Annotated in this window: 21 protein-coding genes and 1 pseudogene; 12 read left to right on the top strand and 10 right to left on the bottom strand. The window is 63.4% G+C overall.

What is annotated here, in order from left to right; all coding sequences use genetic code 11:
* Window positions 1-50: 50 nt before the first annotated feature.
* From A0O31_RS02100 to A0O31_RS02085, 4 genes are all read right to left on the bottom strand, one after another.
* Complete coding sequence (locus tag A0O31_RS02100; protein WP_071676471.1) at window positions 51-1,736, bottom strand: cbb3-type cytochrome c oxidase subunit I; 1,686 nt, start codon at window positions 1,734-1,736, stop codon at window positions 51-53.
* 3 nt (window positions 1,737-1,739) lie between these two features.
* On the bottom strand, window positions 1,740-2,282 hold the full coding sequence (locus A0O31_RS02095) for a cupredoxin domain-containing protein (protein ID WP_071676470.1): 543 nt from the start codon (window positions 2,280-2,282) through the stop codon (window positions 1,740-1,742).
* 10 nt (window positions 2,283-2,292) lie between these two features.
* On the bottom strand, window positions 2,293-2,418 hold the full coding sequence (locus A0O31_RS13430; RefSeq protein WP_256464042.1) for a hypothetical protein: 126 nt from the start codon (window positions 2,416-2,418) through the stop codon (window positions 2,293-2,295).
* A 511-nt stretch (window positions 2,419-2,929) separates the two neighbouring features.
* Window positions 2,930-3,313, bottom strand: coding sequence for a YbaN family protein (locus A0O31_RS02085; protein WP_071676468.1), 384 nt, complete (start codon window positions 3,311-3,313; stop codon window positions 2,930-2,932).
* A 172-nt stretch (window positions 3,314-3,485) separates the two neighbouring features.
* Here A0O31_RS02085 and A0O31_RS02080 point away from each other — a divergent pair, with 172 nt between their 5' ends.
* The 3 genes from A0O31_RS02080 to A0O31_RS02070 all read left to right on the top strand — a co-directional run bounded on the left by A0O31_RS02080 (window position 3,486) and on the right by A0O31_RS02070 (window position 6,635).
* The gene (locus tag A0O31_RS02080; protein WP_203226798.1) at window positions 3,486-4,850 is read left to right on the top strand and encodes a multicopper oxidase domain-containing protein; all 1,365 of its coding nucleotides are present in this window, start codon (window positions 3,486-3,488) and stop codon (window positions 4,848-4,850) included.
* 172 nt (window positions 4,851-5,022) lie between these two features.
* On the top strand, window positions 5,023-6,210 hold the full coding sequence (locus A0O31_RS02075; RefSeq protein WP_237259017.1) for a TIGR04053 family radical SAM/SPASM domain-containing protein: 1,188 nt from the start codon (window positions 5,023-5,025) through the stop codon (window positions 6,208-6,210).
* Window positions 6,159-6,635 (top strand): c-type cytochrome, encoded by a 477-nt coding sequence (locus A0O31_RS02070; RefSeq protein ID WP_420855817.1) that lies wholly within the window; start codon window positions 6,159-6,161, stop codon window positions 6,633-6,635. The genes A0O31_RS02075 and A0O31_RS02070 overlap by 52 nt, the downstream gene beginning before the upstream one ends.
* A gap of 9 nt (window positions 6,636-6,644) precedes the next feature.
* Here A0O31_RS02070 and A0O31_RS02065 read toward each other — a convergent pair whose 3' ends face one another.
* Window positions 6,645-7,007 carry a winged helix DNA-binding protein gene (locus A0O31_RS02065; protein ID WP_071677894.1) on the bottom strand — a complete coding sequence of 121 codons (363 nt, stop codon included), beginning with the start codon at window positions 7,005-7,007 and terminating at the stop codon, window positions 6,645-6,647.
* A 203-nt stretch (window positions 7,008-7,210) separates the two neighbouring features.
* Here A0O31_RS02065 and A0O31_RS02060 point away from each other — a divergent pair, with 203 nt between their 5' ends.
* Entirely contained in the window at window positions 7,211-7,480 is a 270-nt protein-coding gene (locus A0O31_RS02060) for an indolepyruvate ferredoxin oxidoreductase subunit alpha (protein ID WP_071676465.1), read from the top strand.
* Here the strand turns inward: A0O31_RS02060 and A0O31_RS02055 are convergent.
* The 5 genes from A0O31_RS02055 to A0O31_RS02035 all read right to left on the bottom strand — a co-directional run bounded on the left by A0O31_RS02055 (window position 7,477) and on the right by A0O31_RS02035 (window position 12,537).
* On the bottom strand, window positions 7,477-7,692 hold the full coding sequence (locus tag A0O31_RS02055; RefSeq protein WP_071676464.1) for a hypothetical protein: 216 nt from the start codon (window positions 7,690-7,692) through the stop codon (window positions 7,477-7,479). The genes A0O31_RS02060 and A0O31_RS02055 overlap by 4 nt on opposite strands.
* Complete coding sequence (feoB, locus tag A0O31_RS02050; RefSeq protein WP_071676463.1) at window positions 7,689-9,767, bottom strand: ferrous iron transport protein B; 2,079 nt, start codon at window positions 9,765-9,767, stop codon at window positions 7,689-7,691. The genes A0O31_RS02055 and feoB overlap by 4 nt, the downstream gene beginning before the upstream one ends.
* Window positions 9,764-9,991, bottom strand: a complete 228-nt coding sequence (locus A0O31_RS02045; protein WP_071676462.1) for a FeoA family protein — start codon at window positions 9,989-9,991, stop codon at window positions 9,764-9,766. Before A0O31_RS02045 ends, feoB begins: the two co-directional genes overlap by 4 nt.
* A 92-nt stretch (window positions 9,992-10,083) precedes the next feature.
* Window positions 10,084-10,737, bottom strand: coding sequence for a Crp/Fnr family transcriptional regulator (locus tag A0O31_RS02040; protein WP_071676461.1), 654 nt, complete (start codon window positions 10,735-10,737; stop codon window positions 10,084-10,086).
* A 3-nt stretch (window positions 10,738-10,740) separates the two neighbouring features.
* Complete coding sequence (locus A0O31_RS02035; RefSeq protein ID WP_071676460.1) at window positions 10,741-12,537, bottom strand: AfsR/SARP family transcriptional regulator; 1,797 nt, start codon at window positions 12,535-12,537, stop codon at window positions 10,741-10,743.
* Between the two features lie 95 nt (window positions 12,538-12,632).
* Here A0O31_RS02035 and A0O31_RS02030 point away from each other — a divergent pair, with 95 nt between their 5' ends.
* The 8 genes and pseudogenes from A0O31_RS02030 to A0O31_RS01995 all read left to right on the top strand — a co-directional run bounded on the left by A0O31_RS02030 (window position 12,633) and on the right by A0O31_RS01995 (window position 22,742).
* Window positions 12,633-13,421: a c-type cytochrome gene (locus tag A0O31_RS02030; protein ID WP_071676459.1), complete on the top strand. Its 789-nt coding sequence runs from the start codon at window positions 12,633-12,635 to the stop codon at window positions 13,419-13,421.
* A gap of 2 nt (window positions 13,422-13,423) precedes the next feature.
* The gene (locus tag A0O31_RS02025) at window positions 13,424-17,014 is read left to right on the top strand and encodes a nitrate reductase subunit alpha (RefSeq protein ID WP_071676458.1); all 3,591 of its coding nucleotides are present in this window, start codon (window positions 13,424-13,426) and stop codon (window positions 17,012-17,014) included.
* 12 nt (window positions 17,015-17,026) lie between these two features.
* A complete protein-coding gene (gene narH, locus A0O31_RS02020) occupies window positions 17,027-18,562 on the top strand; it encodes a nitrate reductase subunit beta (RefSeq protein WP_071676457.1) in 1,536 nt (511 codons plus the stop codon).
* Window positions 18,563-18,571: 9 nt separating this feature from the next.
* A complete protein-coding gene (locus A0O31_RS02015) occupies window positions 18,572-19,084 on the top strand; it encodes a nitrate reductase molybdenum cofactor assembly chaperone (protein ID WP_071676456.1) in 513 nt (170 codons plus the stop codon).
* A 3-nt stretch (window positions 19,085-19,087) separates the two neighbouring features.
* On the top strand, window positions 19,088-19,765 hold the full coding sequence (narI, locus tag A0O31_RS02010) for a respiratory nitrate reductase subunit gamma (RefSeq protein WP_071676455.1): 678 nt from the start codon (window positions 19,088-19,090) through the stop codon (window positions 19,763-19,765).
* A 3-nt stretch (window positions 19,766-19,768) separates the two neighbouring features.
* Window positions 19,769-21,096: pseudogene (locus tag A0O31_RS02005) on the top strand (MFS transporter).
* Window positions 21,093-22,424: an MFS transporter gene (locus A0O31_RS02000; RefSeq protein WP_071676454.1), complete on the top strand. Its 1,332-nt coding sequence runs from the start codon at window positions 21,093-21,095 to the stop codon at window positions 22,422-22,424. Before A0O31_RS02005 ends, A0O31_RS02000 begins: the two are co-directional and overlap by 4 nt.
* A gap of 99 nt (window positions 22,425-22,523) precedes the next feature.
* Window positions 22,524-22,742 (top strand): DUF2249 domain-containing protein, encoded by a 219-nt coding sequence (locus tag A0O31_RS01995; RefSeq protein ID WP_071676453.1) that lies wholly within the window; start codon window positions 22,524-22,526, stop codon window positions 22,740-22,742.
* Window positions 22,743-22,744: the final 2 nt, after the last annotated feature.

Here is a 22,744-nt window from a genome sequence, read left to right as displayed (position 1 = left end):
CCCCTATGGTAAACCCCCGGGATTCCCCCGGGGGCTGGGAGGGAAGGGTTTTACCGGATGCCGATGGGCCACGCTTGGGAAAGGAAGTAGTGGTTGTAAAGATAGTACAGGAGGAAGAAGGCGAGAAAGAGCAGGGCGAGCAGGTAAACGCCTTTGGGGGTGGCGGGGCCTTCCTCGGAGCGCACGGCGTAGGTGAGGCGAATCTCCTCATCGCTTAGCCGTTTGCCCCCAAAGAGCGAGCCCACCACCAGAAGGACAAAGAGCAGCCCCCCTGCCAGGGACAGCGCACCGCCAATGCCCATGGCGGCAAGAAGGGTAGAAGCCTCCGGGGGGTAAGCGAAGCCAAAGGGGCTTCCCCCAAACTGGAAAGTATCTCCGAACCGCCGGGGGAGGCCGTAGACCACACCAAGGCGCATCATCGCTAGGGAAAGCAAGGCCATCCCTAGGCCGAAGAGCCAAGGTTGCCAGGCGGCCAGGCGCGGCAAAACCACTTTCCGGCGGAAAAGAAGCGGAAGGAGGTAGTAGGTCAGCCCCATAAAAGCGAGACTCGTTCCCACCACCACTGTCCCCTTGAAGTGGCCTACCACGGCCAGGGTATTGTGCCACTTCAGGTTCATGTCGTAGGAACCCATGGTTACCCCGCTTACGCCGCCCAGCAGGCCGAAGAGGACTACAGAAAGGAAAAGGGCGGAGAAACCGGGATTCCCCCAAGGGGCGCGAAGGAGCCAGGTGAAAAGCCCCTGGGTAAAGCCCTTCATGCGCAACCCGCGTTCAATGGCTGCAGGCACGGAAAAGGCATGAATCAAGCTTCCCAGAACGGCCACATGGATGAGGTAGCCGGTGTTCACCCAGGTCCAGGCGCTAGAGAGCGCCCCCGTCGGTTCGGTGAGGAGGTGGTGAGCCGAGCCCAGGTTAATCCCTAGCAGGTAAAGCAGAAACGCAATGCGGGATAGCCTCTCGCTTGGAGTTGTGCCCCCCACGGTGAAGAGGGCCAGGAGGTACCAAGCGGTGACCATGGCGGCCAGGTTGACCTGTTGGGCTCCGTGGCCGAAACCCCAGTAGGTGTGCCGCCACCACAAGGGATCTAAGCTCGGTAGGAGGCCTAAGGACCAGAGAAAAGCGGGGATGAAAGCGATCGCTCCCGAGAGGAGGGTGGTGGTGGCCAGGATGGCGGCGGTGAGTGCTCCGAAAGCGGCTAGGGGCATAGAGGGGCCGTAGACCTTTGTTTTCCAGGCGCGGTGGAGGGTGAGGAAGAAAACGCAGACGGCCAAGATGGCACCCACGGCGAAGAGGAGGACCGCTAGGTAGAAAAGAGGGGGGGCCTTTAGGGGCACATAGGGGGTAAAGGGCAGGAACGAAAGGGGCTGGGCCATGCCCAGGTAGTTGATGAGGACCGCCCCGCCTAGCATGAGCCCGAACCCTCCCCACGCGAGCTGGGGCAGGGCCAAGGGCGTTTTGAGAATGGCGGAAGCGGCAAAGTAGAGGAGGGCCACCTCAAAGAAGAGGATCCAGAAAATGAGCATGTTCCAGCCGTGCAGGAAGGTAGCCTGATAGTACAGGTTGGGGGAAACCACTTCTGGCCCAAGAACCCGGTTCAAGGTGGTGGGGATTACCCAGAGAAAACCCAAAAGCAGGAAGACCACAGCAGCTACGGCGTTCCACCGGACCAGGGTTTCGGCAACGCCAAAGAGCCTAAGCCCTGTGGCAGGGCACGTGCGTTCTAGAGGCAGGGCCACGGTTCACCTCCTTGACTGCTCCTTCTCCACCAGGATTCTTCCTAGCATGGTATGGTGTCCTAAACCGCAATAGTCGTTGCAGACGAGGGTGTATTCGCCGGCCTTGGTGGGCTTAAAAGTGTATACCCACTCGTATCCCGGGTAAAGCTGGAGGCTCCACTCGTGGGGGTAAAGGCTAAAGCCGTGGGGGAAATCCACAGAGCCTACGTGGAGCCTGTAGGTTTCCCCCTCTTTAAGCTTTAGGACAGGGTACCAGCTGAAGGCTTGGGCCATGAGGTAAATGTCTCCAGGAGGTGGAGCCACTACGGGGATTCCGTTTAGCTCCCCCACGCGATGCAATTCTGTAAACTCCAAGACCTTTTGCCGATAAGCCTGGGGATCTACCCGGTATGCCTCGCCATGGGTGGTTTGGCGGCCCGTGAGGTGCCATATGCCCATGAAGGCGGATAGGAAAACGATGGCGAAGAGGGCAGCCAGGGTCAACCAAATTCGCTCTTCGCGAGCAACGGATTCGTTTTGCCAGTCCTTGGGAGGATAGAGGGCCATGGAAACCTCCTTAAGGCCTAGGGATACGGCTGATGTCCAGCCAACCCCACACGAGGTAGAGGCCGACAAAGAGGACCACGTGGATGCCGAGGAGGAGCCAGGGGTTGTCTAAGAGCCAGTGTTCCTTTTCGGGCATGTGCCACCTCCTTTAACTACGACCTACACATCCGAGTTTTATGAAAAGCTGGGGGGGCGTCAAGTACAAAAGTCCCTGGGGGGTCCCCTAAACTTGGTCTATGCCCTTGTGGCTTCCTTCCCTGATGGCCCTCTTGCCGGCTCACCTACAGAGTTTGGGTGCAGGGTTGGGCTGGAAGGGGTTTTGCGGGGACCTGTTGGCAAGCCTAGGACAAAGGGCTTATGGGGGTGCGGCGGAAGCCTTTTTCTACGAAAGCGTTTTGTTGTGGGGGCTAATCCTTCAGGGGGGTCTAGGCTATACCCTTCTTTTCCTCAGTTTGGTACTGCCGGAGGCTTTGAGGGGTGGTCTGGGAACCTTGCTCCGGGCCTCTTCGGCGCTTTTGGCCTTAAGCCTTGCGGCGTTCTACCTGGCCTCGAGGCTCCTTGGCCTGCCCCTTCCCACGCCCTACGGCCTAGCCTGGGGAGGCCGGGCGGCCTGGGATCCTTTGGGCGGGTTTTTGGCCCTGTGGGAGTTATTGGTGTTTTGGGCCTTCTTGCGGCGCTAGGGTGGGGACCCGCCACCAAAGGAAATGGACCCCATAGGCGACGAGGAGGAAGACGAGGGCCCGGATCCAAGGGTGGGGGAGGCTAAGGGTGCTGAAAAGCGCCGCTACCAAGGCCATGCCGGTAGCTAGGCGCTTGGTGTTGAGGGGTATGCCGCGGCCTTCGCGGTAGCTCTGGAGCAGAGTGCCGATCCTGGGCAAGGAGAGAAGCCAACGTTCCAAGCCCGGGTGGCTACGGGAAAAAAGATATACCGCCACCAGAAAAAAGGGGGTGGCGGGGAGGACGGGAAGCACGGTCCCCAAAAAGCCAAACCCGGCGAAGAGTAGGCCGAGTATAAGGTAAACGAGCCGCATGGTTCTAAGTCTATGCCCGCCCTGCGAGGTTTGACCTTGGGCTAGGTCAAGACGTAGCCCTGTCCCAGGATGTGGGGCGATAGGGACATCTGTCACAAGGACACCTGTCCTTAGGGGTAGATGCTAAAACACGGATGAACAGGTCCGAGTTGGGACCTGCCGGAGGTGAGCGATGAAAGGCGCAAGGTTCTTACTGATGGCGGCGGTGGCCCTGGGGGTGCCTGCCCTAGCGGCGGTCAAGCGTTTTGAGCTGACGGCGCAAAGCAGTGTATTCCCCGTGGACGAGGGGGTTTACGTAAAGGGGTTCTCCTTTAACGGCATGAGCCCGGGGCCCATGTTGGTGGTGGAGGAAGGCGACACGGTGGAAATCGTTCTGAAGAATGTGGATAGCGTAGCCCATGGGCTTTCCATCCACGCCGCCAACACCCAGACCTCCAAATTCCTGGGCAACGTCCAGCCCGGGGAGGAACGGGTCTTCCGTTTCACCGCTGACTTCCCAGGTGTCTTCATGTACCACTGCGCCCCGGGTGGGCACGGGATTATGGCCCATACCATGGGTGGTCAGCACGGCATGATCGTGGTGGAGCCGAAGAAGAAGTACCGCCTCGAGGCTGAGCTCAAGCGCCCACCTGACCTCAAGCTCTACATCGTCCAGAGCGAGTGGTACGCTTCGGGAAGGGACTTCTTTGATGGCAAGGCTACCTACGTGGTTTTTAACGGGTACAACTTCCGCTACGTCAACGAGCCTATTCCCGTGCGGCCGGGCGACTACATTCGCATTTACTTCCTTAACGCCGGTCCCAGCCTCACCAGCACCTTCCACGTGGTGGGGGGCGTTTGGGAGTACATCTACTACCAAGGCAACCCGGACAACGTCATGAAAGGAAGCCAGACCGTGTTGGCAGGCCCTTCGGACTCCTGGGTTATTGAGTGGCGGGTACCTCCGGTGGAGGGGGACTACACCCTGGTGACCCACGTGTTCAATACCGCCATCAAGGGGGCCGTGGGAATTTTGCGGGCAAAGAAGGATGCCCCGCGGGTGCGCGCGGTGCCGGCAGAGGGACCGAAGGCCCTCACCGCCATCCCTGCGGATGCGAAGCGGGTACTGGACCCCTACGGCCTGGGAACCCCTGATCACGAGCACACGGTGCGCATGCCCCTGGACCCCGCCTTGACCCAACCCGTGGCCGTGGGAGCGAAGGCCCTGGAGCCCTTACCTGTGCGGGTACAAATGGTGGGCAACTCCTTCTACCCGAAAATCTTAGAAATCCCTGTGGGAACTACAGTGGAGTTTGTCAACGAGGACGTCTTTGACCTCTTGGAAGGAGAGCGCACGGGACGGCATGATGCCGTGGTCATCAACGTCCAAGGGCCCGAGCCTTTTGTTACCCCCAAGCTGGGTCACGGGGAGCGGTACCGCATCACCTTTACCCAGCCCGGGGAGTACACCTACATCTGCAGCATCCACCCCTACATGAAGGGTGTGATCCGGGTGTACGCGCCCGCCGAGCAAAAGGCCCACTCCCCCACGCACTAGGACTCGGGTAAGGTCCCCGGAGGACCCCTCCGGGGACCTCTTCGTGCGGAACCCCCCCACAGCGAATGGCGTGCGGTGAGGCTTGGGGCAGGGAGAGACTGGTACCCCTACGGGCAAGCTCAACGTGTCCAACACCGCCTACGACATCTACTAGGGGGCTGGAGGAAGAGACATGACCCGGGTCATGGACGGCGAGGGCCTTATAGCGAAGGCTAGAAACGTGGAACGCCCCGATTTCGCCCAATACCCTTACCTCGTCGCCTGGGAGGTGACGAACGCCTGCATGCTGGCGTGCCGGCACTGCCGGGCCTCGGCCATGCCGCATCCCCTTCCTGATGAGCTTTCTACGGAAGAGGGCCTACGGCTTTTGGAGGAGGTGGCCACCTACCGGCCTAAGCCCCTCCTGCTTCTTACCGGGGGTGATCCCCTGGCTCGAAGCGACCTCTTTCTCCTGCTGGAAAAGGCAAAGGAGCAGGGGCTCAAGGTGGGGCTCACTCCTGCGGCTACGCCGCTTCTAACCCGGGAGATGGTTTTCCGCCTTAAAGAGGCGGGGGTTAACCGGCTCGCCCTTTCCTTAGACGGGGCGGCCCCTGAAACCCACGACGCTTTCCGGGGAGAAAGGGGAACCTTTGCCCGGACCCTCGAGGCCCTGGACTGGGCCAAGGAGGCAGGGCTTCCCACCCAGGTGAACACCACCGTGGCCCAGGACAACTGGCCGGAAATCCAGGCGCTTCCCCCTCTTTTGGCGGAGAAAGGGGTGGTGCTCTGGAGCCTGTTCTTCTTGGTCCCGGTGGGTCGGGGAAAGGTGTTGAAGCAACTTTCCGCCCGGCAGTTTGAGGAGGTCCTCCACTGGCTTTACGAGGTTTCCCGAACCTACCCCTTTCATGTGAAAACCACCGAGGCCCACCACTTCCGCCGGGTGGTTCTGCAAAGGCGGAAGGCGGAGGGAAGGCCTGACCGGGCCCTGGCGGCAGGGGAGAGCCTGTACCAGGAGTACTTCCAGGACGGGATGGAACACTCCCGCCTAGGGGTTACGGATGGCAACGGCTTCGTTTTCGTCTCTGCCACGGGGAATGTGGCCCCGTCGGGCTTTTTGCCGGTGTATGCAGGTAACGTGCGCGAAAAGCCCCTTCTGGAGATTTACCGGGAAAGCTTGCTCTTCCGCGAACTCCGTGACAAAAACCTCCTCAAGGGGAAGTGCGGGGTTTGTGAGTATCGCTATGTTTGTGGGGGGAGCCGGGCCCGGGCCTGGGCGGAAACGGGGGACTACCTGGCTGCTGATCCCCGCTGCGCCTATGTGCCTCCCGCATGGTTGGACTTAAAGGGCAAGCGTCCTCTTGCGGAAAGGAAGGAAGCATGATGAGGAACGGGTGGATGATCTTAGCGTTGGGGTTATGGGGGATGGCCTTGGCCCAGGATGGAGGCAAGCTTTACGCCCAGTATTGTGCCGGATGCCACCAGCCCACGGGGCAAGGAGTACCGGGAGCCTTTCCATCCCTGGTGGGGTTAGATCCTTTATTCAAGGACCCTAAGGGGCGGGCCTATTTGGTGCAGGTGGTGGCCTTTGGCCTGCAAGGCTCTCTTAAGGTGGGTTCTTTTACCTATAACGGCCTGATGCCCCCTATCGGCCAGCTGGGAGACGAGGAGATCGCCCGCTTGCTCAACCACATAGGCGCTAGCTTCGGCAACCGAAACCCGCAACCCTTTACGCCTGTTGAGGTTCAAAAGGCTCGGGAAAGGCGCTTAACCCCGCAAGAGGTGCTTAAGGGAAGGCCTACCCGGTAGAGGATAACTTCAGGCGGGTGCGTGGTCCGGGCAGGCGAGGCGCAAGTCCTCTGGGGCGAGGTGGAGGCGGAGGAGGGCGCAGTAAAACCCTCCTTCCCGCCGCAGGTGGCGGCAGGTGAGGCAGAGGCCGGTATCGGCCATCACCCCTTGGCGCACGAGCCCCTCGAGGAGGGCCATGAGGGGGATTAGGAGTGCCTCGGCATCTACCCCCGCTAAGGCCTTCCGCAAGGGTTGGGCGTAGCCCTTTAGGGCTTCGGCGAGGCGCCCTCCTTCCGCCGTGGGGGCGAGGCGGAAGCGGCGTCCGTCTTTGGGGTCTTTTTCCCGCACCAGAAGCCCTTTCCGCTCCAATGCGGCCAGGGCCTTGTCCCGCATCCAGACAGAGGGCCCTCCCTTAAGGTCAGGGAGGTAGACCTTCGCTCCCTGGGGAGGGTAAAGGGTACAGGAGAGTAAGGGTTTACGGAGCATACCCTTAGCGTATGCAAAGGCCCCGGAGCAAGGGGCCCATGCGGGGGCTTGATCTGGGTCATGGACCCGTGCTGGGGCTGTCCTCCAGAGTGCGCCTTGGGAGGTGGCCTATGCCCCACGTGATCTGCGAGCCTTGTATCGGTGTGAAGGACCGGTCCTGCCAGGAGGTCTGCCCGGTGGAGTGCATCTACGATGCCGGGGAGCAGCTTTACATCCACCCGGACGAGTGCATTGACTGCGGTGCCTGTGTGCCCGCCTGCCCGGTGAACGCCATCTACCCCGAGGAGGACGTTCCCGAGAAGTGGCGGGACTACGTGGAGAAGAACCGGCTCTGGGCCCAGACCCTGCCCAACGTGCACGTTCTGGAACCCCAGGGTTAGGTACGCCACCAGTAGACCTCCCCGGGTTCTTGGCACGCGCCCCGGAAGGCGCAAGTCCCGCAGGCGGTGCCGCAGGGGAGGGGTTTGGCGTAACCCCGACGGGCAAGCTGGTGGAGGAGGAGCCTTGCCGCCTCCGGGGTGAGGCCCAGTTCCCGGGCCAGTTGGGATGCGGTCTTGGGCGTTTTGAGGAGGTCCAGGGCCTTCTGGGTCATGGCTTAAGGGGGAGGTGTCCGGCGAGGAAGGCCAGAGCGTAGGCCAAGAGGAGCTGGTAAGCCACGGACGAGGCGGCCCAGCGCGTCCCCACCACCTGGCGCAAGGCGGCCAGGGTGGCCACGCAGGGGGTGTAGAGGAGGACGAAGACCAGGTAGGCCAGGGCCCCCATGGGGTCCACGGCGTCCTTCAGGACGGCCTGCAAGGGGGTGGGCTCGAGGGCCAAGGAAAAGCTCACGGGGGCGACCAGGGAAAGGAGGCCTTGCAGGGTGCCCGCCAGGGCGTGGCCGAAGGCTTCGCCTAGGGTGCGCAGGCCCTCGAGGAGGCCCAAGGGGGCCAGGCCCGCTTCGCCCAGGAAGCTCACCCCCAAGGCCCCCACCACCACCTCCTTGGCCACGAAGCCCGGGATGAGGGCCCCCACGAGCCGCCAGTCCCCCACGCCCAGGGGGTCAAACAGGGGGGTCAGCGCTTGGGCCAGAAGGGCGTAGGGGCTGGTTGCCCCCAAGGGCACGTGAAGGAGGGCCCAGATGAGGAGGACGGCTACCAGGATGGGCCCCCCGGCCCCCCGCACGAAGCTTCCCGTGCGGGCCAAGGAGAGGCGGAGGAGGAGCTTTAGAGGCGGGAAGCGGTAGGGGGGAAGCTCCATGGCCCCCTCGCCCCGCCCGGCTTGGAAGAGGCGCCCAAGGAGCAAAGCGGTGGCGAGCCCCACGAGAAGCCCCAGGAGGTAGAGGCCAAGCACCACCAGGGGGGCGTTTTTCGGGAAGAAGACGAAGGCGAACAGGGTGAAGACGGGAAGCCGGGCCCCGCAGGCCAAAAAGGGGAGGGCCAAGGCCACCCGCAGGCGGTCTAGGGGGTGGGCGAGGGCCCGGGTGGCGTAGACGGCGGGCACGTTGCAGCCAAACCCCAGGACTAAGGGGATGAAGGCCTTTCCGGGAAGTCCCGCCCACTGCATGACCCGGTCGGCCACGAAGGCCATGCGGGCGAGGAACCCGGAAGTTTCCAAAAAAGCCAGGGCCAGGTAGAGGAGGAAGAGCACCGGGGTGAAGGCCAGCACCGTGCCCACCCCCGCCACCACGCCCTCCGCCAAGAAGGAGCGGAGAAGGGGCGGCAGGGGTGAGGCGGCAATCCATCCCGCAAGCACCTCTTGCACCCGGCCGATGAGGTCCACCCAGGGGCTAGAAAGGGCAAAGGTGAAGCGGAAGGCGAGAAAAAGGGCCAGGAGGAAAAGGGGTAGGCCCAAAAGGGGATGGAGGACCAGGCGGTCCAGGCGCTCGGTGAGGGGTGAAGGGGTGCCGTGGCGCTGGACCGCTTTTTCGTACACTTCCTTGGCCTTCTGGTAGCGTCCTTCCAAGGCCAACAGGTAGGGGTCGTGCCCCTTGCGTAGGAGCTTTTCCCGCTCCTCCTGGGCTGCCCTAAGGAGGGGTTCGGGTAGCGGCACCGCCTCCCCCAAAAGGGCGAGAAGGGCCAGCCCCCGGTTGGGGTAGGACGGTTCCAGGGCGGCCAAGGCCTCCTCGAGGGGGGCGGGGTAGCGCACGGGGGGCTTGGGCGCCAGGGCCCCTAGCGCCGCCTCCAAAACCCCTTCTACCTGGCCCCGGGCGGCTATGGCGCCGGCCACGGGCAGGCCCAGGGCTTCGGCCAAGGCCTCCAGGTCCACCCGAAGCCCCTTGGCCTCGGCCTCGTCCAGGAGGTTCACCACCAAGGCCATGGGCAGGCCGAGTTCCATGAGCTCCAGGGTGAGGACCAGGTTGCGTTCCAGGTTGCCCGCATCCAGGACGTTCAGGATCCGGTCCGGGGGGTTTTGCAGGAGTTCTTTTAGGACAAGGGCCTCCTCCGGGGAGGTGGGTAGGAGGCTGTAGGTGCCGGGCAGGTCCACAAGCTCCACCCGGCCCTCGCCCACGGACAGGTGGGCGGAAAGGCGCTCTAAGGTGGTCCCGGACCAGTTGCCCACCTCGAGGTCCGCCCCCGCCAGGGCGTTGATGAGGGAGGACTTGCCGGTGTTGGGGTTGCCCACCAAGGCCCACCTTTCCTCCGCCTTTAGGGCCAAGGGAGCCTGGGGTGCGCACCGGGGGCAGCTCATGCTTCTTCTAAGGCCTCCACCATCACCGCTTGCGCCTCTTCTTTGCGCAGGAGCAAGAAGGCCTCCCCCGCCCGTACCTCCAGGGGGTCGCCTAGGGGGGCCTGGAGCAGGACCTCCACGAGGGCCCCGGGACGGAGACCCAAGGCGAGGAGGCGGCGGCGCTCAGGTGCCACCTGGAGCACGCGGGCGCGTTGGCCGGGAGAAAGCTGGGAAAGGGGATACATAGGGGCACCTCCTGCTCCTGAGGCTAGGGTAGGTTCGGGGCAAAAGTCAAGTATTTTGCTCGGATTTCCTAGGTTAAAAGCGATAATCGCTCTCACAAGATCTCCTCCTCTAGCGCCATGGGGTTAGGGATTTCCACCTTCCGGCCGGAAAGGCGGATTAGCCCCCGCCGGTAAAGCTCCCCCAGGTTGCGGGAAACCGCTTCGGGCACGGTGCCCAAAAGGGCGGCGAGCTCGGGGTTGGTGGGTAAGGGGAAGCCCTGTCCCTTTGCCCGCAACTCTTCCAGCAAAAACTCGCAGAGCCTCTCCCGCACCTCGTGGAAGACCAGGCGGTCCAGGAGGTGGAGGAGCTGGCCTTGCCGGCGGGCCAGGTAGCGGATCAGGGCCCGGGCCAGGGGGGGTCTTTCCTCCACCAGGCGGAAGAAGACTTCCTTGGGAATGGCCAGGACCTGGCTTTCCTCCAGAGCCTCGGCGCTGGCAGGGTAGGTGGGCCGTTCCAGGAAAAGGGCCACCTCGGCCAGGACCCGGCCTGGCCCCTCCACGTGGAGGACCACCTGCTTCCTGCCCTCGGGGTCTAGCTTGTAGACCTTGATGAGCCCCTTTTGCACCACAAAGAGGGCCCGGACGGGCTCCCCCTCCAGAAAGAGCACCTCGCCCTTTTGCAAGGGGCGGGGCCTAGCCTCCCGGGCCAGGGCTTCCAGGTCCTTGGGGTCCAGCTCGCGGAAGAGGGGTACTTGGGAGAGGTCCATGCTTCACCCCTTCAGGGCCTCGAGGCGCCTTTTGGCTTCCTGGAGGAAGGGTTCCAGCTTTAAGGCGCGGGCGTAAGCTTCCTTGGCCACCTCCTTGTAACCCAGGGCCTCGGCCAGGTCCCCTAGGCGCAGCAGGCCGGAAAGGGCCCTTTCTTGGAGGTAGGTCCGTTCCGCCTCCGCCCACTCCCCGTAGGGGTCGTCGCCGAACAGGGGGCCTTTATAAAGCTCCAGGGCCTGGCGCAGGGTTTTGAAGGCGGAAAGCCCCTCCTCCAGGTCCGCTTTGCGCATGAGCTCCTCAAAGCGCTCAAAGTCCAGGAAGCGCCGCTCCGGGAGGTGTAGACGGTAATACTCCCCTTCCCGCTCCACGATGCCGGGTAGGGTCTTGCGCAGATGGTAAACGAGGGCGTAAACCTCCTGCCGGGCCCGCTCGGGTTCCAGCTCGGGAAAGAAGGCTTCGGCCAGGTCATCTGTGTAGAGGGCCCGGTCCTTGTTGGCCAAGAAGAACTTGAAGAGGCGGTAAGCCCCGCTGCGGCCAAAGTCCTTGGGGGAGAGCTCCTTGCCCCGGAAGCGGAGGCGGAAGCCTCCCAAGGCGTAAACCTCGAGGTCCAGCTCCTGCGCCTCGTTGTGGGGAAAGAGGAGGGGGGTGGCGAGCCGGGAAAACCACAGTGCGGGGGCGGCGGGGCCGGTGGGAGGCTTGGGCGGGCGGGCGTGGAACAAGGTGCCCACGGCCACCACCTGCCCCTTGGCCCAAAGGGGCAGGCAGATCCTGGGCCTCCCTTCCGCTTCGGGGCAGTCGGGAAGACCGTTTTTCAGGCCCACCACCTCCCCCCGCCAAGCGGGGCAGTTCCGCATGGCGCACGGGGGGACAAGCCCCAGCTCCATCCGCTCGCCGCCGGGAGTCACCAGCCTTACCCCGGTGGCCTGGGTGAGCCGTTTGAGCGCCTGGAGGAAGGTGTGCCGGGCCTCGGCAACCTCCCCCCGGTAGAGGCGTTCCCCTAGGGCCAAAAGCCCCACCTCGCCCAGGCGGGTGAGGAGGGTGTAGAGGGTGCTGGCGAAGAGGGGAGCGATGCGGGAAAGGGCCTCGAGGGCCTCCTGGTGGTCCAATTCGGGGTTACGCGCCGCCAGGTTGAGCACGCCGATGAGGCCGTGGGGAAGCTCCAGGGGGTAGCAGATGTAGGTCTGGTATCCTAGCTGTTTCACCTTTTGCCGGAGGTACCGGGGGTCTTGCTGTAGGGCGTGGGTGAAGAGGGGTTCCCGATGGAGGGCCACGATGCCCGGGTAGCCCTCGCCCAGGTGAAACCAGGGCTTTTCCAAAAACGCTTCCCGGTGTAGCCCCTCATAAGCGGTGAGGATCAGGTGGTGTCCCTCGGGGTCGGCGAGGAAGAGCTCGGCGGCGTCCATGCCCAACCCCTGGCGCAAGACGCCCAGGAAGCTTTCCAAGGCGTCGGGGAAGGCTTCTGGGTGGCGCAGGAGGTGCCGGGTGAGCCGGGAAAGCTCCAAAAGCAGATCCGGGGGTTCAGCCCGTTCGGGGTAGAGCTCCACCAGGTACCCTCCATTTTCCCGGTAGCCCTGGCAGCGAAGCCGCTTTCCCTTGAGGAGAAGGGGGGTGCTGGCCCGGTAAGCGCCCCGCTTCAGCTCCCGCTGCACCGGGCAACGGGAGCACAAGGGGCGGCCAAAGGGGTCTTGCCCCTGCACCAGCTCTGCGCAGGGGCCTCGGCCTTCCAGGCCCAAGGAGGGGTCCGCCTCCAGGACCTCGGCCAACCCTTCGGCGGTAAGCCTGAGCCGGGCTAAGGGCCGCATCGCCTTCAGGGTAGGCCTCTTCTCTTAGGACAGATGTCCCGGGCCGGGCCAGTGTCTGTGAGGTGGTGTCCCCACACTAAGGGCCGGAGGTGAGGATGAAGCGAAGGCTCTATCCCCTGGTCCTGGCCTTCCTCCTGGCCCCTACCTTGGCCCAGGAGGGGAAGGCCCTTTACGGCCAGTTCTGCGCCGGTTGCCACGGGGCCGAGGCCCAGGGCATTCCCGGGGCTATCCCGCCTTTGGCCGGGAACCCCAGGGCCTTGGACGAAACCCACGTGGTCCAGGTGGTGCGCCAAGGGCTTTCCGGGCCCTTGGAGGTGGGGGGCGTCACCTACAACGGGGTCATGCCTCCCATGCCGCAGGTTTCCGAGGCCCAGGCCCGGGCCATCGCCCAGTACCTGAAGGGGCTTTCCGGAGCCGAGCCCCAGGGACCAGCGCCGGTGGCGACCCAAGGGGACCCCGCCTTGGGCCGGGCCCTATACCTGGGCCAAAGGCCCTTGCAAAACGGCGGCGCTCCCTGCCAGGCCTGCCACACCGTGGCCGGGTTGGGGTTCCTGGGGGGTGGTTCCCTGGGCAAGGACCTCACGGACGCCGCCAAGCGGCTGGGAGGGGAGGCGGGGCTTACTGCCTTGCTCACCAACCCCGCCTTTCCGGTGATGCGGGAGGCGTATAAGGGCAAGCCCCTCACCGAGGCTGAGGCCGCCGCTTTGGCTGCGTTCTTGGTGCAGGTTTCGCAGGAAACCCCCAGGCCATCTTCCCTGTACCTGGGCCGCTTCTTGGTGGCCGGGGTGTTTCTTTTGGGGCTTCTTCTGATCTACCAGGCGGCGGTTTGGCAGCTCCGCCCCAAGAGCTTGGCGGAGCGCATCCGGAGCCAGCTTAGGAGGTGAGCATGAAAGACTGGATTAAGGAAGTGGAAAACCCGGCGGAAAGGAAGTGGGAGGAGTTTTACCGCAACCGCTTCCAGCACGACAAAAGGGTGCGCACCACCCATGGGGTGAACTGCACCGGCTCTTGCTCCTGGGAAGTTTTCGTCAAGGACGGCATCGTCACCTGGGAACTCCAGGCCACGGACTACCCGAGCCTCGAGGCGGGCCTCCCCCCCTACGAGCCCCGGGGGTGCCAGCGGGGCATCAGCTTTAGCTGGTACCAGTACAGCCCTATCCGGGTGAAGTACCCCTACGCCCGCGGGGCCCTTTTGGACCTCTGGCGGGAGGCTAAGGCCAAGCACCCAGACCCCGTGGCTGCCTGGGAAGCCATCCAGAACGACCCCCACCGGCGCAAGCGCTACCAAAAGGCGAGGGGCAAGGGGGGTTTCCGCCGGGTGACCTGGGACGAGGCGCTGGAACTCATCGCCGCCGCAGTGGTTTCCACGGTGAAGCGTTACGGGCCTGACCGGGTCATCGGGTTTTCCCCCATCCCCGCCATGAGCCAGATTTCCTACGCCGCCGGAAGCCGTTTCCTCTCCCTTTTGGGCGGCGTACCCATGAGCTTTTACGACTGGTACTGCGACCTGCCCAACGCCTCGCCGGAGATCTGGGGGGAGCAGACGGACGTCCACGAGTCCGCCGACTGGTATAACGCCCGCTTCATCGCCGTCATGGGCTCCAACCTCAACATGACCCGTACCCCGGACACCCACTTCATCGCTGAGGTGCGGCACGCCGGGGCTAAGCTCACCGTTTTCAGCCCCGACTTCTCCCAGGTTTCCAAGTACGCCGACTGGTGGATTCCCATAAACCCCGGTCAGGACGGTGCCTTCTGGATGGCGGTGAACCACGTCCTTCTAAAGGAGTTCTACGCCGATAAGGAGGTGCCCTACTTCCAAGACTACCTAAAGCGCTACACGGATAGCCCCTTCCTGGTGGAGATCAAGGACGGCCGCCCCGGGCGCTACCTCCGGGCGAACCGCCTTTCGGCCTACGCCGAGGAGGAAAACGGCGACTTCAAGCTTCTCGTCTATGACGAGGCCAAGGGTGCCCGGATGCCCGGTGGGACCTTGGGTTTTCGCTGGCAGAAGGAAAAAGGCCAGTGGAACCTGAAGCTGGAAGACCCCAAAACCGGCGAACCCCTTAACCCCCGCTTGAGCCTCCTGGGGGTGGAGGATGCGGTGGTCCTGGTGGAGCTGGACGATTTCGCCTCTGACCGCAAGCTCAAGCGCGGGGTTCCCGTAAAGTACCTCACCACCAAGGAAGGGGAAAAGGTGGCGGTGGCCACGGTCTTTGACCTGCTCATGGCCCAGTTCGGGGTGGGCCGGGGTTTGCCCGGGGACTACCCGCAAAGCTACGAGGACGACCTGCCCTACACCCCGGCTTGGCAGGAGAAATGGACGGGGATCCACCGGGAAACCCTCCTCCGGTACGCCCGGGCCTGGGGGGAAAATGGCCTCAAGACCCAGGGGAAGAACCTCATCATCATCGGCGCGGGCATCAACCATTGGTACCACAACAACCTCATGTACCGCGCTGGGATCGTGGCCCTCATGCTCACGGGGAGCGTGGGCGTGAACGGGGGCGGCCTCGCCCACTACGTGGGTCAGGAGAAGCTCGCCAACCAGGCCAGCTGGGGCCCCATCGCCTTCGCCACCGACTGGGGTTACCCCCCTCGGCAACAGAACACGCCGAGCTTCCACTACGTCCACTCGGACCAGTGGCGCTACGAACGGGGCTTCTCCGCCTACGACAAGACGGCCCAAGGGCTTGCCGACCACACCGTAGACCACCAGGTGCGGGCCGTGCGCAAGGGGTGGCTTCCCTTCTTCCCGCAGTTCAACAAGAACCCCTTGGAGGTGGTGAAGGAGGCGGAGGCCAAAGGGGCCAAAACCGAGGCGGAGGTGGTCCAGTACGTGGTGGAAGCCCTGAAGCGGGGTGAGCTTAAGTTCGCCGTGGAAGACCCGGATGCCCCGGAGAACTGGCCGAGGGTCTGGTTCATCTGGCGGGGGAACGCCATCGGCACCAGCGCCAAGGGGCACGAGTTCTTCCTGAAACACTACCTAGGTACCCACACCAACGCCATCGCCGAGGAGGTGGCGGAAGGGCACGTGGCGGAGGTGGTGTACCGCAAACCTGCCCCCGAGGGAAAGCTGGACCTGGTGGTGGACCTCAACTTCCGCATGGACACCAGCGCCCTTTATTCCGATCTCGTTCTCCCCGCCGCCACCTGGTACGAGAAGGACGACCTGAACACCACCGACCTCCATACCTTCATCAACCCCCTGCAGGCCGCCGTGCCCCCTTCCTGGGAGTCCAAGCCCGACTGGGAGATTTTCAAGGCCATCGCCAAAAAGGTCTCCGAGTTGTCCAAGGTCCACCTGCCCAAGCCCGTAAAGGACATCGTCATGATCCCCTTGCAGCACGACACCCCCGACGAGCTGGCCCAGCCTGAGGACCGGGACTGGAAGCGGGGTGAGGTGGAACCCATCCCCGGGAAAACCATGCCCAAGTTCCGGGTGGTGGAGCGCGACTACACCCAGCTCTACGAGAAGATGGTGACCCTCGGTCCTGCCGTGGAGAAGAACGGGGTGGGGATGCACGGGCTTTCCATCCCCGTGGAGGACTTCTACAAGGAGCTTGCCGAGCGCCAACCCCGGCTTTACCAAGGGGAGAAGCGGCCCAGCCTCGAGGAGCCCCGCCAGGTGGCGGAGGCCATCCTCTTCCTGGACCCCGTTTCCAACGGCGAGCTCGCCTACCGCGCTTTCTTGGACGAAGAGAAGAAGACCGGGGTGAGGCTCACCGATCTGGCGGAGGGCAACCGCCACGTGCGCATCTCCTTCAAGGACCTCGTGGCCCAGCCCCGGCGCCAGCTCACCACGCCCACCTGGAGCGCCATCCTCAACCACGGCCGGGCCTATAGCCCCTACACGCTGAACGTGGAACGGATGGTGCCTTGGCGCACCCTCACGGGGCGGCAGCACTTCTACCTGGACCACCCCAACTACCTGGCCTGGGGCGAACACCTGCCCACCTACAAGCCTCGCCCCGAGGTTCACATGCTCCAGGAAACGGAAAGAAGCGCCAAAGAGGCTCAAGGCAAGCTCATGAACTACATCACCCCCCACGGCAAGTGGTCCATCCACTCCACCTATTCCGAGAACCACCGCATGATGACGCTTTCCCGGGGCGGTTACCCCATCTGGCTCAACGATAAGGACGCTGCCGAGCTCGGCATCCAGGACAACGACTGGGTGGAGCTTTTCAACGACAACGGCGTTTTCGTCCAGCGGGCCATCGTTTCCGCCCGCATTCCCCGGGGCACGGTCTTCGTCTACCACGCCACGGAGCGCACGGTGGGCATTCCCAAGAGCCCGCTGAGGGGCCAACGGGCGGGGATGAACAACTCCATCACCCGCGCCCGCCTCAAGCCCGTGCTGATGTCGGGCGGCTACGCTCAGTTCACCTATGCCTTCAACTACTGGGGGCCTGTGGGGGTAAACCGGGACACCTGGGTCTTCGTGCGCAAGCTGGAGAAGCCCCCGGAGTGGTAAAGGAGGAAGCCCATGAAGGTTAGAGCCCACATGTCCATGCTCTTCCACCTGGACAAGTGCATCGGCTGCCACACCTGCTCCATCGCCTGCAAAAACCTTTGGACCGACCGCAAGGGCGCGGAGTACATGTGGTGGAACAACGTGGAAACGCGGCCTGGGGCTGGCTACCCCACGGGCTGGGAGGACCAGGAGCGCTTCAAGGGGGGGTGGGCGTACAAGGACGGCCATCTGGACCTTAGGCTCCACTCCCGCGCCCAGGGCCTTTTCCGCCTCTTCTTCAACCCCGCCCTGCCTTCCTTGGACGACTACTACGAACCCTACACCTTCCGCTATTCCGACCTTTTCACCGCTCCTGAAAGCGAGTACCAGCCCACGGCCATCCCCGTGTCCATGATCACCGGAGAGCCCATGACCCCGGAGGCGGGGCCCAACTGGGACGACGACCTGGGGGGAAGCCCTCTCTACGCCCAAAACGACCCCAACCTAAAGGCCCTAGACCCCGAGGTACGGGCGCAGCTTCAGGAGATTGAGGGGGTGGTCTTCCAGTACCTGCCCCGGATCTGCAACCACTGCCTGAACCCCGCCTGCGTGGCCGCTTGCCCCAGCGGAGCTATCTACAAGCGGGCCGAGGACGGCGTGGTCCTGGTCAACGAGAACAAGTGCAAGGCCTGGCGGATGTGCGTGGCCGCTTGCCCCTACAAGAAGGTCTACTACAACTGGGCCACGGGCAAGAGCGAGAAGTGCATCCTTTGCTTTCCCCGGCTGGAAACCGGCCAGGCCCCGGCCTGCGCCCACTCCTGCGTGGGGCGGATCCGCTACATGGGGGTCTTGCTTTACGATGCCGACCGCATCCCCGAGGCGGCCATGGTGCCGGACGAGGACCTGGTGGCCTCTCAACTCTCCCTCATCCTGGATCCCTTTGACCCCGAGGTTATCGCCGCCGCACGGGACGAAGGGATAGACGAAGGCTGGATCAAGGCGGCCCAGAATTCGCCCATCTACAAGTTCGTCAAGGTATGGGGGCTCGCTTTGCCCCTCCACCCCGAGTACCGCACCCTGGCCATGATGTTCTACGTTCCCCCCCTCTCCCCGGTGGTGGCCACGGTGGAGAAGGCCCTGCGGGCGAGCCAGGGTAACGGGGGCCTGGTGCGGCTGGACCTGCCCGAAACCGACCTGGACTTTGAACTTTACGCCGGTTTGGAAAAGGCCCGCATGCCCGTGAAGTACCTGGCGAACCTCTTCGCCGCTGGGAACGAGGCCCTCATCCTTCCCATCCTCAAAAAGATGCTGGCGGTGCGCATCCTGAAGCGGCAGGAGAGCCTCGAGGGCCGCCCCACGGAAAAGGCCCTGAAGGTTTTGGCGGATGCGGGGCTTTCCCTAGAGGAGGCCGAGGCCATCTACCGCCTCACCACCTTGCCCACCTTGGAGGAGCGGTTCGTTCTGCCCCCTTACCACCGGGAGATGGCCGCCGAGGTGTGGAACGACCCCCTGGCCGCCAAGGGCGAGGTGGGCTTTGGCTACATCCAGCCGCCCGTGCGGGGGGAGTAGGAGGGAAGCATGCTGAACCCCACCCTGTTGGAAACCCTGGCCCTGGCGTTGGACTACCCGGTGCCGGGGCGGCTGGAGGAGCTTTGGCGCCGGTGGATTGAGTGCCCCAGGGGTCCAGCCAAGCAACGGTTGGAGCGCTTCTTGCGACAGGTGGAGGATCTTTCCTTGGGCGAGTGGGAGGAGCTCTACACCCGGACCCTGGACCTTACCCCCACCACCGCTCCCTATGTGGGCTACGCCGCTTACGGGGAAAGCTACCATCGGGGCGAGCTTTTGGCGGCTTTGGTGCGGGCTTATCGGGAGCTCGGCCTTGACCCGGGGAGCGAGCTTCCCGACCACCTGGCGAATGTCCTCCGCTATTTGGCCCGCTGCCAGGCTCCCTTGCCTGAGCTTTTGGAAATCCTGCCCAAGGCGCTTTCGGAGATGGAACGCACCCTGCGGACCCTGGACGCCAAAAACCCCTACCTTCTGGTCCTCGAGGCTGTCCGGGAGGCCTTGCAAGGGGTCTTGACGGGGAGGTGAAGGATGAGCTGGAACACCCTCCTTTTCGGCGTTTTTCCCTACATCGCCCTCACCTTAGCGGTGGCGGTTACCGCCTACCGCATGGTCTACCGGCCCTTTTCCGTTTCCGCCCAGTCCAGCCAGCTTCTGGAGCAAAAACGCCTCTTCTTCGGCTCCACCGCCATGCACTGGGGGTTGGTCATCGTCCTCTTAGGCCATCTTCTGGCCCTCTTGCTTCCCAAAGGGCTTCTCCTTTGGAACGCTGTCCCCTTGCGGCTTTACCTCTTGGAGATCACCGGACTTGGCCTAGGCCTGTGGGCCCTTGTGGGCACGTACGTCCTCCTCACCCGCCGGATCGCCGTGGCCCGGGTGCGGGCGGCCTCCACCGCCATGGACTATCTCGTCTTGGTTCTGGTCTTCCTCTCCGCCCTCACTGGGGTCCTCACCGCCCTCCTTTACCGCTACGGGAGCTACTGGTTCCCTGCGGTGATGACCCCTTACCTGTGGTCCGTCTTCACCCTTCAGCCTAGGTCCGAACTCGTTCTGGACCTACCCTTTTGGACCAAGCTCCACGTGTTCAACTTCTGGCTCCTGCTCGCTGTCTTCCCCTTCTCTCGGCTCGTGCACATCGTCACGGTTCCCCTGGGGTACCTGGTGCGGCCCTGGCAGATCGTGATCTGGGTTAGGAAGCTGGCGAGGTGAACCATGGTCCATGACCCTGCGCAACTGGAAAGGGAAAAGCCGGAGCGGCTCCGCGTCCTTTGGCTTTCCACCTTGGCCTTCACCCTGATGTTCGCCGTCTGGCTGATGTTCGGGGTGCTGGGCGTGCCCATCCGTAAGGAGTTTGGCCTCACGGATGTGCAGCTTTCCTGGCTCTCAGCGGTGGCCATTCTGAATGGTTCCTTGTGGCGTCTCTTGGCGGGCATCTTTGCTGACCGCTACGGGGGACGGCTGGTCTTCACCCTGATGCTCTTCTTCACCGCCATCCCCGCCTACCTGGTGTCCCGCGCCGGAAGCTACGAGGAGCTACTTCTCTACGCCTTCTTGGTGGGCTTTGCCGGGAACAGCTTCAGTGTGGGTATCGCTTGGAACTCCGCTTGGTTCCCCAAGGAGCAACAGGGGTTCGCTCTAGGGGTCTTCGGGGCGGGGAACGTGGGGGCCAGCCTCACCAAGTTCATCGGCCCTGCCCTCATCGCCAGTATCCCGCCTGCCGGGTATCTGGGGGGGCTCATCCCTGGGGGTTGGCGCTTCATCCCCTTCCTCTACAGCATCCTTCTGATCCTCATGGGCCTGGCGCTGTGGTTCGGCACCCCCCGGCAAGACAAGCGCCCAGGGCAGGGAAGGCCTTTCTTGGAGATGCTTAGGCCTCTCAGGTACGTGCGGGTCTGGCGCTTCAGCCTCTACTACGTGGTGGTCTTCGGCGCTTACGTGGCGTTGTCCGCTTGGCTCCCCAAGTACTACGTGGATGTCTTCGGTCTACCGTTGCACGAAGCCGCGCTCCTCACCGCCCTTTTCATCTTCCCAGCGAGTCTCCTCCGCCCCGTGGGTGGCTACTTCTCCGACCGGCTTGGGGCCCGGCGGGTCATGTACTGGACCTTCGGCATCATCCTCCTCGCCTCGGGCATCCTCATGATGCCCGAAGGGCACATCGTCCTCTACACCAAGGGGGGACCAAGGAGGTTATGCGCTTTACCATGAACGTCTGGCTGTTCACCCTTCTGGTCTTCCTCATCGGGGTGGGGATGGGCATCGGTAAGGCGGCGGTCTACAAGCACATCCCCACCTACTTCCCTCAGGACGTGGGAGCGGTGGGGGGATTGGTGGGGATGCTTGGGGCTTTGGGGGGTTTCTTCCTCCCGCCTCTTTTCGCCTACGCCCAGGCTTGGACAGGACTTCCCCAGATGACCTTCTTCGTGCTCTTCGTCCTCACCGCCCTCGCCTTCCTTTGGATGCACCTCACGGTGATCAAACTTCTCCAAGAGGAGGCCAAGCACCTCAAGCACGATTTTGAACTCAAAGGAGACCGGCCATGATCAAGACCCTCAAAGGCACCTGGCTCAAAGAGTGGGATCCCGAGGATCCCAAGCGCTGGGACCCTGCCTTGGCCTGGCGCACCCTTTGGATCACCACCTTCAACCTCACCCTCTCTTTCATCACCTGGTACGTGGTGAGCGCCCTGGTGGTGCGCCTGCCCAAGTCCGGCTTCCCCTTGGACACGACCCAGCTTTTCTGGCTCACCGCCATGCCGGGGTTGGCGGGAGGGACGTTGCGCATCGTTTGGACCTTCCTACCGCCTATCCTGGGCACCCGGCATCTCGTGACGTTTTCCACCTTGCTCCTCCTTGTGCCGTTATTGGGCTGGGGCTTCGCCGTTCAGAACCCGAATACTCCCTACTGGGTTCTCCTCCTGCTCGCCTTTTTGGCCGGCGTGGGCGGAGGGAACTTTTCCGGCTTCATGCCCTCCACCAGCTACTTCTTCCCCAAACGCCTACAGGGAACGGCCTTGGGCTTGCAGGCGGGGATCGGCAACTTTGGGGTTTCCGTGGTGCAGTTCGTAACCCCTTGGGTCATCGGCTTTGCCCTCTCCAGTTCCCTGCTGGGGAGTTCCCAGACCTTTACCCCTAAGCCTGGCGTCAGCCAGCCCATCTGGTTGCAAAACGCCACGTTTGTTTGGATTCCCTTTGTGCTGGTGGGAGCCTGGCTTGCCTGGACCTTTTTGCGGAGCGTCCCAGTGCGGGCCAACTTCCGCGAGCAGCTGGACATTTTCCGGGATAAGCACACCTGGATCATGACCAGCCTCTACATCATGACCTTCGGTTCCTTCTCGGGCTTTTCCGCCATCTTCCCCCTGCTCATCCGGGAGGTCTACGGGAAGTTTGATGGCGCCCCCGATCCCTTGCGCTATGCCTTCCTTGGGCCCCTGGTGGGTTCCTTGGCCCGGGTGATGGCCGGGCCCGTTACGGACCGCTTCGGCGGGGCCATCGTGACCCAGGTGGCCGCCATGGGCATCTTCCTTTCGGCCCTCCTGGTTACCCTCTTCACCCGCCCTACGTCCTTGGAACAATTCCCTTTCTTTGTGCTGGCCATGCTCCTGGTCTTCTTCTTTAGCGGGGTGGGCAACGCCAGCACCTTTAAGCAGATGCCCATGATCTTCCCCCCCAGGCAGGCGGGTGGGGTGATCGGCTGGACGGCGGCCATCGGCGCTTACGGGCCCTTTATCTTCTCCACACTAGCCGCTTACACCCAAAAGGCCACGGGGGGCTTTACCGCCTTTTTCTACGGCCTCATGGTCTTCTACGCTCTGAACCTCTTCCTGAACTGGTACTACTATGCCCGTAAGGGGGCGGAGAAGCCCTGTTGAATCCAGGCCTGGCTGGTGGCCCCCGCCTTTGGCGGGGGCTTTTCCCTTTGACCCAGGTCATGGCGAAAGGGGGACTGGCCCGGGGAAACTGAGGGCGCTATGGAGCTGGACGTTCGCACCATACCCCCAAGAGAGCGGCACCCACGGATTTTTGGCGTCTTTGACAGCTTGAAGCCGGGGCAGAGCTTCGTTTTGGTCAACGACCACGACCCCAGGCCCCTTTACTACCAGTTCCAGGCGGAGCGGCCCGGGGCTTTCGCCTGGGAGTACCTCGAGGCCGGGCCGGAGGTGTGGCGGGTTCGGATCACCCGGCAGTAGGA

Origin of the sequence: Thermus brockianus (assembly GCF_001880325.1) — a bacterium.
Lineage (GTDB): Bacteria > Deinococcota > Deinococci > Deinococcales > Thermaceae > Thermus > Thermus brockianus.
The sequence above is the reverse complement of the archived record's forward strand: the minus strand, read 5'-3'. Positions and strand labels throughout refer to the sequence as shown.